At 35.6% G+C, this 15,435-nt stretch carries 13 protein-coding genes and 1 riboswitch; of the genes, 8 read left to right on the top strand and 5 right to left on the bottom strand.

Annotated elements, in window-relative coordinates; all coding sequences use genetic code 11:
- The first annotated feature begins 5 nt into the window (after positions 1 to 5).
- Positions 6 to 953, top strand: a complete 948-nt coding sequence (locus ACJJVN_RS08270; protein WP_405377772.1) for an alpha/beta hydrolase — start codon at positions 6 to 8, stop codon at positions 951 to 953.
- 76 nt (positions 954 to 1,029) lie between these two features.
- Here ACJJVN_RS08270 and ACJJVN_RS08265 read toward each other — a convergent pair whose 3' ends face one another.
- Positions 1,030 to 2,988 (bottom strand): TonB-dependent receptor plug domain-containing protein, encoded by a 1,959-nt coding sequence (locus ACJJVN_RS08265; protein ID WP_405377771.1) that lies wholly within the window; start codon positions 2,986 to 2,988, stop codon positions 1,030 to 1,032.
- A gap of 132 nt (positions 2,989 to 3,120) precedes the next feature.
- Positions 3,121 to 3,335, bottom strand: a riboswitch (cobalamin riboswitch).
- A 126-nt stretch (positions 3,336 to 3,461) separates the two neighbouring features.
- Here ACJJVN_RS08265 and ACJJVN_RS08260 point away from each other — a divergent pair.
- From ACJJVN_RS08260 to ACJJVN_RS08250, 3 genes are read left to right on the top strand one after another with little or no spacing between them, the layout of a single operon-like run.
- The gene (locus tag ACJJVN_RS08260) at positions 3,462 to 4,613 is read left to right on the top strand and encodes an ABC transporter substrate-binding protein (protein ID WP_405377770.1); all 1,152 of its coding nucleotides are present in this window, start codon (positions 3,462 to 3,464) and stop codon (positions 4,611 to 4,613) included.
- 41 nt (positions 4,614 to 4,654) lie between these two features.
- Positions 4,655 to 5,662 (top strand): iron chelate uptake ABC transporter family permease subunit, encoded by a 1,008-nt coding sequence (locus tag ACJJVN_RS08255; RefSeq protein ID WP_405377769.1) that lies wholly within the window; start codon positions 4,655 to 4,657, stop codon positions 5,660 to 5,662.
- Entirely contained in the window at positions 5,662 to 6,423 is a 762-nt protein-coding gene (locus ACJJVN_RS08250) for an ABC transporter ATP-binding protein (protein WP_405377768.1), read from the top strand. Before ACJJVN_RS08255 ends, ACJJVN_RS08250 begins: the two co-directional genes overlap by 1 nt.
- A 26-nt stretch (positions 6,424 to 6,449) precedes the next feature.
- Here the strand turns inward: ACJJVN_RS08250 and ACJJVN_RS08245 are convergent, their stop codons facing one another.
- Positions 6,450 to 6,830: a Fur family transcriptional regulator gene (locus ACJJVN_RS08245; RefSeq protein WP_104514780.1), complete on the bottom strand. Its 381-nt coding sequence runs from the start codon at positions 6,828 to 6,830 to the stop codon at positions 6,450 to 6,452.
- 83 nt (positions 6,831 to 6,913) lie between these two features.
- Here ACJJVN_RS08245 and ACJJVN_RS08240 point away from each other — a divergent pair, with 83 nt between their 5' ends.
- Complete coding sequence (locus tag ACJJVN_RS08240) at positions 6,914 to 7,318, top strand: MerC domain-containing protein (protein ID WP_405368385.1); 405 nt, start codon at positions 6,914 to 6,916, stop codon at positions 7,316 to 7,318.
- A complete protein-coding gene (gene folE / locus ACJJVN_RS08235; protein ID WP_104515187.1) occupies positions 7,311 to 7,973 on the top strand; it encodes a GTP cyclohydrolase I FolE in 663 nt (220 codons plus the stop codon). The genes ACJJVN_RS08240 and folE overlap by 8 nt, the downstream gene beginning before the upstream one ends.
- 173 nt (positions 7,974 to 8,146) lie before the next feature.
- Here the strand turns inward: folE and ACJJVN_RS08230 are convergent, their stop codons facing one another.
- The 3 genes from ACJJVN_RS08230 to ACJJVN_RS08220 all read right to left on the bottom strand — a co-directional run bounded on the left by ACJJVN_RS08230 (position 8,147) and on the right by ACJJVN_RS08220 (position 10,939).
- A complete protein-coding gene (locus ACJJVN_RS08230; protein WP_405368382.1) occupies positions 8,147 to 9,604 on the bottom strand; it encodes an aminoacyl-histidine dipeptidase in 1,458 nt (485 codons plus the stop codon).
- A gap of 96 nt (positions 9,605 to 9,700) precedes the next feature.
- Positions 9,701 to 10,384 (bottom strand): tRNA (5-methylaminomethyl-2-thiouridine)(34)-methyltransferase MnmD, encoded by a 684-nt coding sequence (mnmD, locus tag ACJJVN_RS08225; RefSeq protein WP_405377767.1) that lies wholly within the window; start codon positions 10,382 to 10,384, stop codon positions 9,701 to 9,703.
- The gene (locus ACJJVN_RS08220) at positions 10,385 to 10,939 is read right to left on the bottom strand and encodes a DUF4920 domain-containing protein (RefSeq protein WP_405377766.1); all 555 of its coding nucleotides are present in this window, start codon (positions 10,937 to 10,939) and stop codon (positions 10,385 to 10,387) included.
- A gap of 246 nt (positions 10,940 to 11,185) precedes the next feature.
- Between ACJJVN_RS08220 and ACJJVN_RS08215 the strand changes: the two genes are divergently transcribed.
- Complete coding sequence (locus ACJJVN_RS08215; protein WP_104514775.1) at positions 11,186 to 12,247, top strand: branched-chain amino acid aminotransferase; 1,062 nt, start codon at positions 11,186 to 11,188, stop codon at positions 12,245 to 12,247.
- Between the two features lie 145 nt (positions 12,248 to 12,392).
- Positions 12,393 to 15,383: a T9SS type B sorting domain-containing protein gene (locus tag ACJJVN_RS08210; protein WP_405377765.1), complete on the top strand. Its 2,991-nt coding sequence runs from the start codon at positions 12,393 to 12,395 to the stop codon at positions 15,381 to 15,383.
- Positions 15,384 to 15,435: the final 52 nt, after the last annotated feature.

Raw genomic sequence — 15,435 nt, 5'->3', positions numbered from 1 at the left:
CATTTATGAAAACAACTTTCTTTATTTCTATTCTAACAACTATTGCCTTATTTTTAAGTTGTAAAAACAATTCTCCAACTAATGTTTTTGAACCTACTGCAAAGCAAACAGTTCAAATGACTCGTTTTGACACAGCAATACAAAACGATACCATTTTATATTACAACGATTTTAAATCCAATTTTGTAGATAATCGCAATGTAGAAATATGGCTTCCTGAAGGTTATCCACAAAAAGGTATCAAATACCAAGTTCTCTATATGCACGATGGACAGAACGTCTTTAACAAAGAAACTGCTTACACCGGTGTTGCTTGGGAAATGGATCAAAAAATGGATTCTCTAACTACGGCACAGGCTATACAACCTACTATCGTGGTTACTGCATGGAATACCAATAAAAAACGTTTTAGTGAATACATGCCACAGTTACCTGGTGAGTTGACCGAGTCCGCTTTCGCGAAAGCGGAACTAAAAAAGAACACTGGATATGATAAATTATACAGTGATGATTATTTAAAATTCTTAACCAATGAGCTAAGACCATTTGTAAACGAGAATTTTCAAACCTCTACAAAACCAGAGGATACCGCCATAATGGGTAGCTCCATGGGTGGATTAATATCACTTTATGCGATGATTAAATATCCAGAAGTATATGGAAAAATAGGTTGTGTAAGTACACACTGGCCTGTACCACTTCTAGGAGAAGCTTTTATTAAGGAATTACCTACATCTGTTCCGCAAGCTGGTAGCCATAAAATCTATTTTGATCACGGTACTAAAACTCTAGATTATAATTATGAACCTTATCAACTACGAGTAAATGATATGTTTAAGGACCTAGGTTATACAGAAGAGGACTTACTGTACAAAAAATTTGAAGGGCACATACATAATGAAAAAGACTGGCAGCGTCGTGCCGCTATTCCATTAGTATTTTTATTGAAATAAAATGCTTGTGAAAATATAATAAAACAAAAAAGGCTGCTCTATCGAGCAGCCTTTTCAATTTATAAGTATTGAATTCTTAAAATCCTAAACGTACACCTACTTTGTAAGTTCTACCTCTAGTCTGGAATCCTACTGCCTCTTGATAATCTTCATCTAGTAAATTAGAAACACCTGCAAAGAAAGTAACATCTTTACTGTTCAATTTATAAGTGGCGTCTAGATCCACTAATTGATAACTTTTTAATTCTACATTTTGAGTACTAAAAGTATTCAGATCAAAGAATGCATCTGCACGCTGGTGATTGTACTGGTATCTTGCTGTTAAGAACGCACGTTTTAACACCTCTACTCTAGCACTAGCATTTACCTTATGCTTAGGAATACGTCTCAATTGTGGTACGTTTTCTCTTTCTGTAAATGTATAGTTTGCTGTAAGATTTACTTTATCAAATAAAACCGTTTGTCCCATAACCTCTACACCTCTTGCAGTAAGTTCTTCTTCTACATTCTGGTATTGAGAGATAAAGTTAACTGGATCTACAGTTACAAATTGTACTAGATTATCTTCTTCACGTTGAAAAACAGTAACACCTAAACTAGAAGAATTCTTACTCCAAGAAATTCCTGCTTCTAGAGTTTTGTTTTCTTCTGGCTCTAACTCTTCATTACCGAATCCGTTAGCATACAGTTGGAACAAAGATGGTGTGATGTAAGCAGTACTATAACTAGCATAAGCTTTCAAGGTATTCTCACCTAGATTAAATCTATACGATGGGTTAATGTTATAAACTAACTTTCCATCATAGTTACTATGTGAATTATAACGTGCACCTGCGTTAACGTTAAATCCAGTACCGCTTAAATAAACCACGTTAAAATAAGGATCATAAATCTGGAAATTTACATTATCCTTATCTGCATTTTGTGCAAATTCTGTACTACCGAATGGGATACTGAAATCTTCATACGTCTCATTCTTAAAGTTGAATCCTAAAATAGTTTTTAAGCTAGATTCTTCTGTTAATTGAAATGTATACTTGTTATATAAGTCTATTGAGATTCCGTTTGAATTATATAAAGAAGGAAAACCACTTCTAGTATCTCTGCGAGTTGCAGTAGTTACACCGTTATAAACGATCTCTCCTTTATCAGAATATTTCCAGTTGGCATTAGTTCCCCATCTTACCTGGCGGCTGTACGTCTCGTTATCTCCATCGGTAAAAGCACCGTTATCAAATTCTGCGACGTACTCATCAAATGATAGGTAACTACTCACTTTTAAGTTCTTGTTATTATCATAACCTACTCTACCTATCAGGTTGATGCGGTTAAATTCGTCTGCCTCAAACTGTACATTATCATCAGCACTTTCTGCTGCACTAAGACCGTTTGTACTTTGATGATTTAAACCAGCACCGTAAGTAAAACCACTTTTAGTACTTCCTTGTAGTTGCACACTGTTGTTGTACTCATCAGGTCCATTATTAGCTTGTTCTCTACTTTTATTTGTTCCTATAAAAGAAGCAACACTCACACGTACACCAGATTCTGGTGCTTTACGTAATTTAATATTGATTACCGCTGTACTTGCGTTTGCACCATAAAGTGTACTTGCAGCACCTTTTAAAATCTCAATTTCTTCTATTTGGTCTATATCTACTAGTCTTAGGTCAAATTCTCCATTAATATTACTTGGATCATTAACCTGAGCGCCATCAATTAAAAAAGCTACCTGACGGCTGTTACCACCTCTTACAAAGTAACTCTGGTTTTGACCAGCATTACTTCTAGAACCATTAATTTCTATACCAGCATACTGGTTAAGAAGGTCTGCGATGTTAGCAGCACGTTGCGCTTCTATGTCTGCTCTTGTGATTTTAATGACTGGTTTACCGCTGTCTTTGCGTTGTAAATCAAATTTTGAAGATGCTGTTACAATAACTTGATCCAGCTTTGTTGCAGTAGAATCTACTTGTGCATTTCCCGACACAGCTACTGCGATCATTGCGCTTAGAGCGATGATTTGTTTTTTCATTTTTAGGTTTTTAGGCTCAGGAAAGGAATTTTGAAGAGTTCTATAAACCGCGATATAACACACGCAAAAGGTCTCGACTGCGCTCGACCTGACATAAAAAACCCATCGCTATCTCTATCCCGAAGATGAACAATAATTGATTTGAAAAATGGCAGGTCTCCTGACTCCAAAATAAAATCGTCTTCCCAAGCCTTGCTCAGTGACTGTATTGATTTTATCTTATAAAATTTATAAGACGCCTTTTTTAAAAAGACGTTTTGATTACAGTTGCGGGAACAGTTCTAGAATTGCACTAGATTCCCTTTTAATTTTTTGCTTTCGCGAAAGCGTAACTTTCTTCCAGCTTAAAAACCATATTTCAAGCCGCGAAAATACTATTTTAATCAAGTTAGATTATTGAATTGATCAATATTTTTATACCTTACTGAAAACATCTCACCTTAGTTCTATTAGAATTGGTACTTTTGAAACCTATGAAACAGCCACTGATATACTTAATTTTATTCGTTTTTATTTTACAATCTTGTAAAAAAGAAGTGGGAAAAACGGTAATACCAATTGATGATATTACTGAATATCAACAAATAGACATTAAATATGCTCATGGTTTTCAAATTAAAAATACCAGCTCTGGTTATTATGTAACCATTATGAATCCATGGCCAGAAAGTGCTGTTAATTATACTTTTAAACTCGTCAATAAAAAAACTATAGAGTCTACTCCTCCAGCAGATATTCCTAGAACTATTCAAATACCTGTAAAAAAAATAGTCCTTACCTCTACCACTCACATACCACCACTAGTATTGTTAGGAGAAGAAAAATCACTTATCGGTTTCCCATCTAGTGATTATATAAGCTCGCCAGAAGTTAGATCTTTAATAGACAGTGGTCATGTAGAAGAATTAGGTACTAATCAACTTATAAATGTAGAGGCAACTATAATTCTAGAGCCAGATATGGTTATGGGATTTAGTATAGACGACAGTAATCCTACGTATCAAAAAATACAAAAAGCTGGCGTACCAATTATGTATAATGGAGAATGGGTGGAAGAACATCCTCTAGGTAAAGCAGAGTGGATCAAGCTTTTTGGTGTTTTATACGGTAAAGAAAAAGAGGCAGACAGTATTTTTAATTCTATAGAAAAAGAATATTTAAAGACTCTAGAATTAGTGAAAACCGAAGATAAACCTGATGTGCTAAGTGGTGCAACGTGGAAAGATCAATGGTATTTACCTTATGGAGATTCTTGGCAGGCAAAAATCTTAAATGATGCTGGTGCAAACTACATATATAAAGAGACAGCAGGAAGCGGCTCACTAGCCTATCCACTAGAAAAAGTACTTACAGATGGCCGTGAGGCTAGCTACTGGATTGCACCTGGACAGTATTCTAGTTATTCAAAAATGCTAGCAGATAATAAATCATACGGCCTTTTTAAATCTTTTAAGAACAAACAAGTTTATACCCATGCGCTTACCGTAGGTGCCAAAGGTGGCGTTACCTATTACGAAGAAGCTAGCATGCGACCAGATCTAGTTTTAAAAGATCTCGTTAAGATTTTACATCCCGATTTACAATTAGAACATGAATTGTATTTCTTTAAACCACTAGAAGACTAAATTTACAGTTCGATTAGCAAAAATTCTATTCCTTTCATTCATTGAAAAAACAATTTTTCATACTGAGCATTTTACTACTAGTCTTCTTCATTGCAGACATATGTCTAGGTACGGTTTATATAAAACCTCATCAAGTGATGGATGCGTTGTTAGGTCTAGAAAATCCACAAACTGGCAAGACAGTTCGTTACATCATTACAGAACTGCGATTACCTAGAGCTGTTATGGCTATACTAACTGGAGCTGGTCTTGCCATCGCAGGTTTATTGATGCAAACCTTGTTTAGGAATCCGCTGGCTGGTCCTTTTGTTCTCGGTATTTCTAGTGGTGCAGGACTAGGTGTTGCTCTTGTTATCATGGGAGCAACGGCATTAGGAATAGGCGCAATTTCTGGTTTTGGAATCATTACTGCAAGTGTGGTAGGAAGTCTTGTTGTTCTATTGTTAATCATTCTCATGTCGCTAAGAATTAAAGATACCATGGGATTATTAATCGTAGGGTTAATGGTAGGAAGTTTGAGCAGCGCTGTGGTAGGTATTTTAAGTTATTTCAGTTCTAGTGAACAATTAAAAAGATATGTATTCTGGTCCATGGGTAGTCTAGGTAATATCAACTGGGCCGATTTATGGATCATCATTTTATTGTTTTTTCTTGCTTTAATATTATTAATCTGGATTATTAAACCATTAAATGCGCTCTTATTAGGTGAGAGTTATGCACTTAGTTTAGGGATTAACATCAAGAAAACAAGATGGATAATTATAATCATCACAAGTATTCTTGCTGGTAGTATTACCGCATATGCAGGTCCTATCGCTTTTATAGGACTAGCTGTACCGCATTTATCACGACTTATTTTACCTACGGTAAATCACAAAATATTAATCCCTACGGTTGTTTTATTAGGTGCTACGCTCCTACTTTTCTGTGATTTAGTATCACAATTGCCATTTTCAAATTACTCCTTACCTATCAATGCAGTGACATCATTACTGGGAGCACCACTCATTATCTGGTTGATTATGAGAAAACGTAATTTACACTTCTAATGATAAGACTAGAAAACATACAGGTAGGTTATGGTCATTGCGTTGTTGCTGCTTTTGATGGCGATCTCGCTTTCGCGAAAGCGAAATTTATATCCATCATAGGAACTAATGGTTCTGGTAAATCGACCCTATTGAGAGCCATGGCAAGTGGGCAACACCTGATCAATGGAAATGTCTTTATTGAGAATAAAAACTGGAACGATTATACGGCAGTAGAACGATCTAAATTCATATCTGTAGTACTAACAGAGCGATCGTTCAGTCATTTTTTAAGTGTCAGAGAGTTATTAGAATTAAGTCGCGCTCCTTATACCAACTATATAGGTAAACTAGCCGCTCAAGATCACGAAGTAATCAATGAAGCTCTAGAAAGTTTTGATTTAAAACAATTGGAAAATCGCAAGGCAGGCACTTTAAGTGATGGACAGCTACAACGAGTTTTAATAGCGCGTGCCATAGTTCAAGATACGGATTACATTCTCATGGACGAGCCTACCAGCCATCTAGATATCAACCATAAGGCAGATTTACTGTTGCAATTGAGAGATTACTGTCATGAGCATGGTAAAACTATTATTTATGCCACGCATGAGATACAACTAGCAATGTCTTTGTGCGACGAGGTAGTTAGTATACATAAAGGATCTATCGCACATGAGTCGATAAGTGACTTTGTAAAATCTAATAAACTACAAGAAATTTTCCCTTCAAAACATGTGGCTTTTGAAAACGGAATCGTCCAATTTAAATTTGACAGCTAATTTTAAGTAGATTATTTTTTATAATCTTAAGCAGCACACGCTTCACACTTACCTTGAATTAATAACTGTGAGAATAAAACCTCGCGATTAGGTATTTCTGGAATATTTACATGGATATTAAGACAGTCAACTGTACCACAGCTCAAACATTGAAAATGAGGATGGAAATCTTTGTGAACAGATTTTGTACAACCTTTACATTTTGCATACCATTTCACACCATCAAAACCTAAAAAGGAGTGTAATACACCATCATCTTCTAGCTTATCTAAAACTCTATAAATAGTCGTTTTATTAATCTGTTTATCTAAACGTTTAATTAAGTCTACCGCAGATATGGCATTAGATTCTTGCTCAAATTCATTAAGCAATAAATCTATAGATACTGTTTTTCTTATAATTCCCATAATACAAATTTATTACAACTAAGTTGCATTAACAAATAAACATTCTATATTTGCAACTCGGTTGCATTAACGAGAATTACTATATGAGATTATTATTACCAAAACCAGACATAGTAGGTGCTGCAGTGAGTATGCTATGTGTTATACATTGCGCTATTACCCCACTGTTATTCTTATCACATGCCGCTGCAATGAGTCAGGAAATTTCTAAACCTATCTGGTGGTCCAACCTGGACTACATATTTATAATTATATCCTTTTTTTCTATATATCATGCTACTAAACATACAAATAGAAAAATCATGAAACCACTTTTATGGGCAAATTGGTGTGTTCTATTGTTACTTATAGGTAATGAAAAAATAGAAGCATTCTCCATACCAGAAACTATAACCTACATAACTGCTACTGTACTGGCTGTATTACATATATATAATTTGAAATATTGTCAATGTCAGGATGATAAATGTTGTATTAAAAATGGATGAAAAAGAAATAGAATTAATAGGTGATAATCATATATCGCATAATACAGATACACCTATGTTACCTACTGCATTTGACAAAACAGATGCGGAAAAGATAAAAACCATAGAGTATCATTTTAGCGAAATAATGAAAGAACTGGGTCTTGATTTATCTGATGATAGTTTATCCGGTACACCCTATCGAGTTGCCAAAATGTATGTAAAGGAATTGTTCTCTGGTTTAAACCCTGAAAATAAACCTCAACTCTCTGTCTTTGAAAATAAATATGGCTATAATAAAATGCTTGTAGATCAAAACATTAATATTGATTCTGCTTGTGAGCATCATTTTTTACCCATAACTGGATTTGCACATGTGGCTTATGTTCCTAAGAATAAAGTTATAGGCTTGTCCAAAATTAATAGGCTGGTAGATTATTATGCGAGACGTCCACAAGTACAAGAAAGATTATCCATGCAAATCCTTAAGGACTTACAGGAATCTCTAGATACAGAAGATGTAATCGTTATGATAAGTGCAAAGCATTTATGCGTTTCTTCTCGAGGAATTAAAGATAAAAATAGCACCACCACTACCCTAGTATATGGCGGCTGTTTTGAAAAAAAACAATATAGAGCTGATTTTTTAAATATCATTGATCAGCCATCTACTTAACATCGAGATCTATCCAAACTTTGTTGTTTTTTTTAATATCATGACTTCTCCCTAGAAGTGTGAACTAGCACTTGTTGTAAGTGCTTGTTACCAATTGAATCTTTAATTAGTTAGATTCAATCCATGAAAAAAGCCCTTGATTTCTCAAGGGCTTTTAGTACTATCTAAGCAAATTATGCTTTTGGGATCTCTTTTAGAATTTCTAGAAGGAATTTCCAGAATTTTTGAACAGATTTAATCTCTACGCGCTCATCTGGACTGTGTGCTCCTCTTATGTTAGGACCGAATGATATCATGTCTAGACCAGGATAGCGTTCTCCTAAAAGACCACATTCTAGTCCTGCGTGACAGGCTACTACTCTAGGCTCATGATTAAAAAGCTCGTTATATTTTGCTTTTGCGATATCTAAAACCGCACTGTTTGCATTAGGCTGCCATCCTGGATAATGACCAGATAGCTTAGTCGTCATTTGTGCTAGTTCCATTACAGCAACTATACTACTAGCAAGATCTTCCTTAGAACTATCTACAGACGATCTTGTGAGACAGGCTATCTGTAATTTTGAATCTTCTAAGGTTACACGCGCTAGATTATTAGATGTTTCTACTAGTCCGTCTATATCTGGACTCATGCGGTACACACCATTATGAATTCCTAATAGTGTATATACTAGTGTGCGACTATCTTCTTGAGTTAACACAGCTGCATTAGGAGCGTCTTCAAAGGAAATAGTAATATTTGCTTCTAGAGATTTATACTCGTCTAGAATTGCTTCTTTACAAGATTGAAATGCATTAAGCATAGTGTTTAAATCGTTCTCTAAAAAACTCACTACTGTTACTGCCTCTCGAGGAATAGCGTTTCTTAAACTACCACCTTTAATAGACTGAAAATGAACTGCACCTTTCTTTTGCATCGCATCTAGAAGTCTCGCAATCATCTTATTTGCGTTACCTAAACCTTTTATAATGTCCATACCACTATGACCACCATTAAGACCTTTTACAGTAATTTTCTTTGATAAATAAGAAGCATCTACATCGCTAGTAGAGTAACTCTTTGTTGCAGTAATGTCTACACCACCTGCACAACCTATGTCTATCTCGTCATCTTCTTCTGTATCTAGATTTAATAATATTTTAGAAGTAAGAATGTTTTTATCTAATTCTTTAGCACCGGTCATTCCTGTTTCTTCATCTATAGTAAACAAAGCCTCTATCGCAGGATGTGCAATATCGCTAGAAGAAAGTACAGCCATAATCGCCGCGACACCTATACCATTATCTGCACCTAGTGTAGTACCACGCGCTTTGATAATATCTCCATCTACAAACATGTCTATTCCTTCTGTTAAGAAATCAAAATCTGTGTCGTTATTCTTTTGATGTACCATATCTAGATGCGACTGCATGATGATACTCTTGCGATCTTCCATTCCAGGAGTAGCAGCTTTTTTAATGATCACATTACCTATAGCATCTTCCATAACCATAAGGTCATGTTGTTTTGCAAAATGTACCATAAAAGCACGTACACGCTCTTCCTTCTTAGAAGGTCTCGGTACAGCATTTAAATCTGCAAAATGATTCCATAATACCTTTGGTTCTTGTTCTCTTACTTCTTTAGACATAAAAATGTATGATTTTTTGCAAATGTAAAGCTACTTAAGAAGTTGTTGCCCTAACTATTTGCTAAATGATTGTTGATTTATAAATTACTACTAGAATTATAGACTCTTAGTAGCTCTTAACATCTCTCTTTTTCCTGGCGGTCCTGGTAAACGTTCTACTATAAAACCTACCGATTGCATGTTGCGCCTCACTTGTCCTGCTGCACAATAGGTAGTGAGAACTCCATTACTTTTTAAAGCATTGTAGGCGGCTGTAAATATATCTACAGTCCATAATTCTGGTTGGGTACTAGGTCCAAAGGCGTCAAAATAGATCAAATCATAAGAATCTTGATCTGCTATTTCCTCAAAAGTTTTTTGCTGCTTTTTTAATGAGAAGTGATTGTTAATTTGATGACGTTCTTCCCAGCTGCATTGATGTATATCTTTATACATCTCTTCATTACCTAGTAATTTACCATAGTCCATGGCTTTTACCTCTTCATCATTAACTGGATATGCCTCTACCGCTGTATACACTATCGGTGTTTTAGAATCATGCAATGCAGTGACCATGGCATTAAGACCAGTTCCAAAACCATATTCTAGAATCTTTATAGGATTTTGTTGAAAATTACGCTTTCGCGAAAGCGAGATCTCTAAAAAATGCTCTAAACCAGTATCTATAAAAACATGAAGCGCCTCTTGTAAGGCGCCATGTCTAGAATGATATTGTTCATTGAGATCGGGCATATGAATCGTTTTTGATCCATCGTCTGTAGTCATGATCTCACGTTTCATTTATTCTTCTGTATTTGCTGCTTCTTCTACATCTGGATTGTCAAATTTCTCAACAAGTGCTCCATCTGCTACAAAGCTTAACGTAACTTCTTCTTCTGTGATAGCTGCTATTTCTTCTTTAGATTTCCCAGCATCTTCAGCATAATGACGTAATTCTTCTACTGGTGTAATGTTCTTATAGGCCTTACCACTCAAGATCACCTCTTTTCCTTTACCATTTTTAGGTAAAAAGAAACTATAGTCTTTAAATTTTACAGTCGCAGCCTGGTCACCTACCGGTAATTTAATCCAGCATCCCTTCTTTACACATACGTCTGCAATCATACCTTTTACCTTTACAGAAGTAGTATCTCCTACAGTCATACCATCATAAATGGTTCTTAACTCCATCGCATCGATTACATCTTTATCTGTGATCTTTGCTCCATAATCGAGATAAGCCATTTCTTGAACTTGCTCATCATTTACAGCTGGCATGTCTTCTTCTACATTTTTTTGTTCTTTACATGCTACCAATAGAGACAATGCAAAAATTCCAATAATTAACTTTTTCATGTGGTTATAGTTTTAATAGTTAGGTTTGGGTTGTAATTATTAACCTAATATACAAGTCATTAGATCAAAATTCAATTTCTTTATAAGGACAACTTAAAATAAATCTTTATAGATACTTAAACGTACAATTAAGTAAATTCTACAGATATCTGTAGAAAATTGTTTACAATTAGTACAAATTTAAGAATTCATTGACATAATTTCGATGCACTATTCAAGTATATTTGCAAAAATAATAAAACCACCATGACAAAGACTCACGAAATCGTTATAGATAAGGTAAAGGAATCTAAAATCAACTCGATAGATTTTAGCAATTTAACCTTTGGAAAAACCTTTACAGATCACATGCTGGAATGTACATGGCGCGATGGAGAATGGCATACTGCTGAGATTAAACCTTATGGTCCTATTCAAGTAGAGCCTAGTTGTAAAGTATTTCACTACGGTCAGGCTATTTTTGAAGGTATGAAAGCCTTTAAAGATGGTGAAGGAGATGTATTTCTTTTTAGACCAGAAGATAACTGGATACGTTTTAATGAAAGTGCAAAGCGACTTGCTATGCCAGAAGTACCTAAAGAGGTATTCATGGAAGGGCTTAAAAAGCTTGTAAACCTAGATAAAGAATGGGTAAGATATGGAGAAGGACTTTCTTTATACCTAAGACCATTTATGATAGCTAGTGAAAACGGAGTTGCTGCTGCACCAGGTACAGAGTATAAGTTTATGATCATTATGTCACCTGCATTTGCATACTATAAAGGTGATGTGCGTGTTATTATCGCTTCAGAGTTCTCTAGGGCTGCAGACGGTGGTGTGGGATATGCAAAGGCTGCTGGTAACTATGCAGCAAGTTTCTATCCTAACAACCTTGCTCTAGAAGAAGGATACCAACAAATTATATGGACAGACGCTGCTTCTCATGAATATCTAGAAGAAGCTGGTACGATGAATATTTTTGTAAGAATAGGTGACAAATTACTCACTGCTCCTAACAATGACCGTATTCTTAACGGTGTAACGCGTAGAAGCATTATGCAAATGGCAAAAGACCACGGTATTACCGTTGAAGAAAGAAGAGTGTCTGTAAAAGAACTAACTGCTGCTGCAAATGATGGTAGCCTTAAAGAAATTTTTGGAACTGGAACAGCTGCGGTAATTGTACCTATCAAAGGTTACAAACATGAAGACTTTAAATTTGAACTTCCTACACTAGAAAGTTCTTATGCAACTTTATTAATGGGTGCATTAAAAGATATACAATACAACCGTGCTGAAGATCAACATGGCTGGAGAGTAAAAATCTAATACATTTACTACTTCATTACTTAAATGCTCACTTGTAAAGTGAGCATTTTTTGTTAGTAATTATTTTACTAGAGCTTAATATGCTACCTAATAAGATTTTGTATCTTTCACTTTACTATATACCAACTGTTTAATTATTATAAAGTTGAAAAAACTACTTGTTCTCATTAGTCTATTAATAACGACACTTTGCTATTCTCAAAATCAGGCTAACTGGTGGTTTTTTGGTTCTAACGCAGGTATTGATTTTAATGGCGGTACTGCCATTCCTAACAATGTTGGTGTACTTGATACGATAGAAGGCTGCTCTGCCATATCAGACGCTTGTGGTGCCTTATTATTCTATACAGACGGTATTACGGTATGGAATAGCAATCATACAGTTATGCCTAACGGTAATGGATTGTTTGGCGATCCATCCAGTACACAGTCTGCTATTGTGATTCCTTTACCCAATAATCCCGACCTTTATTACATCTTTACCATCTCTATACTCAATTTTAATGCTGGAAGTTCAAGGACTGGTCTATATTACTCTGTTGTGGATATGAATCTGGATAATGGATCTGGAGATGTAATTGCTTCTCAAAAAAACATTCCTTTGTTAGCTGATGGATCAGAAAAATTATTTGCAGCTGTTTCTTCAAATGGTCTGGACGCATGGATTGTCACCTATGCAGAGCGTATTTCTGGTAGCGGTAGTTTTGATCAGTTTTACGCATTTAAATTAACTCCTAGTGGTATAGACTTATCGGCAACGGTATTATCGCAAAGCACTGCTACTAGAACTACAGATAAACGTGGTTACTTAAGAGTATCACCAGATGGTAGTAAAGTAGCTATGATGACTCAAAATTATGTAAATCCTAATATTACTTTTGAATCTGGTGTTGGTGCCTGGCTTTTTGACTTTGATAACGCTACAGGAAGAGTTACTAATCCTACTAGATTAAATTTCCCAGCAGGATACCAAGCCTATGGAACTGAATTCTCTCTAGACTCTAGACTAGTCTATGTAGATCTCAACACATTAGGAAACGGATTAGTAGCTGCAGAGAGACTATTACTTCAATACGATACCACTGCTGCTAACTTTCAAGATAACCCAGTGACTATTTATGAAAGTAATATAAATGACTCTAGAGACGACACCATGCGTGGCGCTCTACAAATTGCTCCTGATAAAAAGATATATTACACTAGAGATGAAGAACCATGGTTAGCGGTTATTAATAACCCTAACGGTATAGGTGCTGCGAGCAATTTTGTTTACGATGGTCTTGCCTTGACTCCTGGCACTACAGGAAATGAAGGGCTACCACCTTTTTACAATGCCTTTTTCAACCCTTCTTTTTCTGTAGTAGAAGGTTGTAGCACAGCTCCTACTCAATTCATTGCAGACGATATTGCTACCTGCCCTAACAATTCTGTTTTATGGGATTTTGGTGATCCAGCTAGCGCACTTAATAATACGTCCACACAAATTAACCCTACACATATTTATGCCACAGCTGGCAGTTATACCGTTAATCTAATTATCACCACACCTGCAGAGGTTTTTAATGCTACCAGAACAGTAATAATAGTAGATACTCCGGTTATACAAACGGTTAACGATATAGAGTTGTGCGATGATATATCTAATGACGACTTTGCTCCCATAGATTTTACAACAGTAAGGACGCAAGCAATAGGCTCTCAAAGTCTCAGCACATTTGATGTTACCATTCATTCCAGTATCGCAGATGCAAACGAAGATTTTAATGCTTTATCTGATAATGATATTCTTTCTAGTGGAGATTATTATGTGCGTATCGATAATAAGGTTTCAAATGGTTGCTATGTTACCACTCCTTTTCAAGTGAGAATAGCAGCCCTACCTGTTCCTACGACAGTAAATGATTTGATCTTGTGTGACGATTTTAGTAACGATGGTGTAGAATCTTTTGATCTAGAAGCAGCAGCTATTCAAGGTTTAGGCAGTCAGGATGCTAGCCTATTTAACTACAGCTTTTTTCTATCTCAAAATGATGCAGATCTTAATCAAAATCCCATCAACTCGCCGTATGACAATACTATAAATGGAGAAGAGATATTTATACGATATGAAAATAATACAAATACTACTTGTGACGCTACCGCTTCTTTTGATCTTCAAGTTGTATCACAACCTAGTATTCCTGTTTTAGAAGACTTTACTATTTGTGACGATTCTTCTAGAGATCTCATAGAGGTATTTGACCTATCCATATTAGTAAATACCATAGAAAACACACAATTGGGAAATCTTACTACCACTTTTCACAGTTCTCAGTTAGATGCTCAAATGGATGTAAACCCACTGGATACTAGTTATATTAACACTTTACCTCAAGAAGTATTATGGGTACGTTTAGAGAATAACGAATTCATAACCTGTTATGACGTGCAACCTTTAAACATAGAGGTCTTTCCTAAACCTATTGTCCAGACCACTCCAGATCTGTTTAAATGTATTTCTGACCAAGTGACTATTACTGCCACAGCAGGATTTTCTAGTTATTTATGGAATACTGGTGAGACTACAGCTAGTATTAACGTCTCTGAAGAAGGTGTTTATACGGTTGTTGCAACCGATAGTAATGGCTGTGACGACACCTCTTCTACCACGGTTACTAACTACTTACTTACGCAAATTATAGATGTAGAGATAGAGCAATTCACTTTACGTTCTAACCGTATAGAAATTACGGCAATAGGTGACGGTCCTTTTGAGTACAGTATTGATAATTTCTTTTATCAAGACAGCAATGTTTTTACTGATTTACTACCTGGATTTTATACCGTTTATGTAAGGGATAAAAACGGTTGTGATTTAATAACTGCGCCAGCTACTATAATTGCAGCACCACCATTTTTTACTCCTAATCAAGATGGTTTTAACGATTACTGGCAGGTAACCGCTATAGTCACAGAGCCAGATGCACAGATATTCATTTTTAATCGATTTGGTAAACTGCTCAAACAACTCAGCCCAGTAGGTCCTGGTTGGGATGGAACTTATAATGGCAACCCTTTACCTAGTTCAGATTATTGGTATCGTGTGGAGCTTATCGACGGTCGCAGCTTTAAGGGACATTTCTCTCTAAAAAGATAAACTAATCATTGTAGTTATTTTAACCTCGCTTTCGCGAAAGCGGAATTACAAA

The organism is Nonlabens sp. Asnod3-A02 (assembly GCF_045063755.1).
Lineage (GTDB): Bacteria > Bacteroidota > Bacteroidia > Flavobacteriales > Flavobacteriaceae > Nonlabens > Nonlabens xylanidelens.
The sequence above is the reverse complement of the archived record's forward strand: the minus strand, read 5'-3'. Positions and strand labels throughout refer to the sequence as shown.

What these genes read in the sequence shown, in the direction of transcription:
- ACJJVN_RS08270 (WP_405377772.1), top strand. Translation starts at nt 6, where the DNA reads ATGAAAACAACTTTCTTTATTTCTATTCTAACAACTATTGCCTTATTT.
- ACJJVN_RS08265 (WP_405377771.1), bottom strand. Translation starts at nt 2,988, where the DNA reads ATGAAAAAACAAATCATCGCTCTAAGCGCAATGATCGCAGTAGCTGTG.
- ACJJVN_RS08260 (WP_405377770.1), top strand. Translation starts at nt 3,462, where the DNA reads ATGAAACAGCCACTGATATACTTAATTTTATTCGTTTTTATTTTACAA.
- ACJJVN_RS08250 (WP_405377768.1), top strand. Translation starts at nt 5,662, where the DNA reads ATGATAAGACTAGAAAACATACAGGTAGGTTATGGTCATTGCGTTGTT.
- ACJJVN_RS08245 (WP_104514780.1), bottom strand. Translation starts at nt 6,830, where the DNA reads ATGGGAATTATAAGAAAAACAGTATCTATAGATTTATTGCTTAATGAA.
- ACJJVN_RS08240 (WP_405368385.1), top strand. Translation starts at nt 6,914, where the DNA reads ATGAGATTATTATTACCAAAACCAGACATAGTAGGTGCTGCAGTGAGT.
- folE (WP_104515187.1), top strand. Translation starts at nt 7,311, where the DNA reads ATGGATGAAAAAGAAATAGAATTAATAGGTGATAATCATATATCGCAT.
- ACJJVN_RS08230 (WP_405368382.1), bottom strand. Translation starts at nt 9,604, where the DNA reads ATGTCTAAAGAAGTAAGAGAACAAGAACCAAAGGTATTATGGAATCAT.
- mnmD (WP_405377767.1), bottom strand. Translation starts at nt 10,384, where the DNA reads ATGAAACGTGAGATCATGACTACAGACGATGGATCAAAAACGATTCAT.
- ACJJVN_RS08220 (WP_405377766.1), bottom strand. Translation starts at nt 10,939, where the DNA reads ATGAAAAAGTTAATTATTGGAATTTTTGCATTGTCTCTATTGGTAGCA.
- ACJJVN_RS08215 (WP_104514775.1), top strand. Translation starts at nt 11,186, where the DNA reads ATGACAAAGACTCACGAAATCGTTATAGATAAGGTAAAGGAATCTAAA.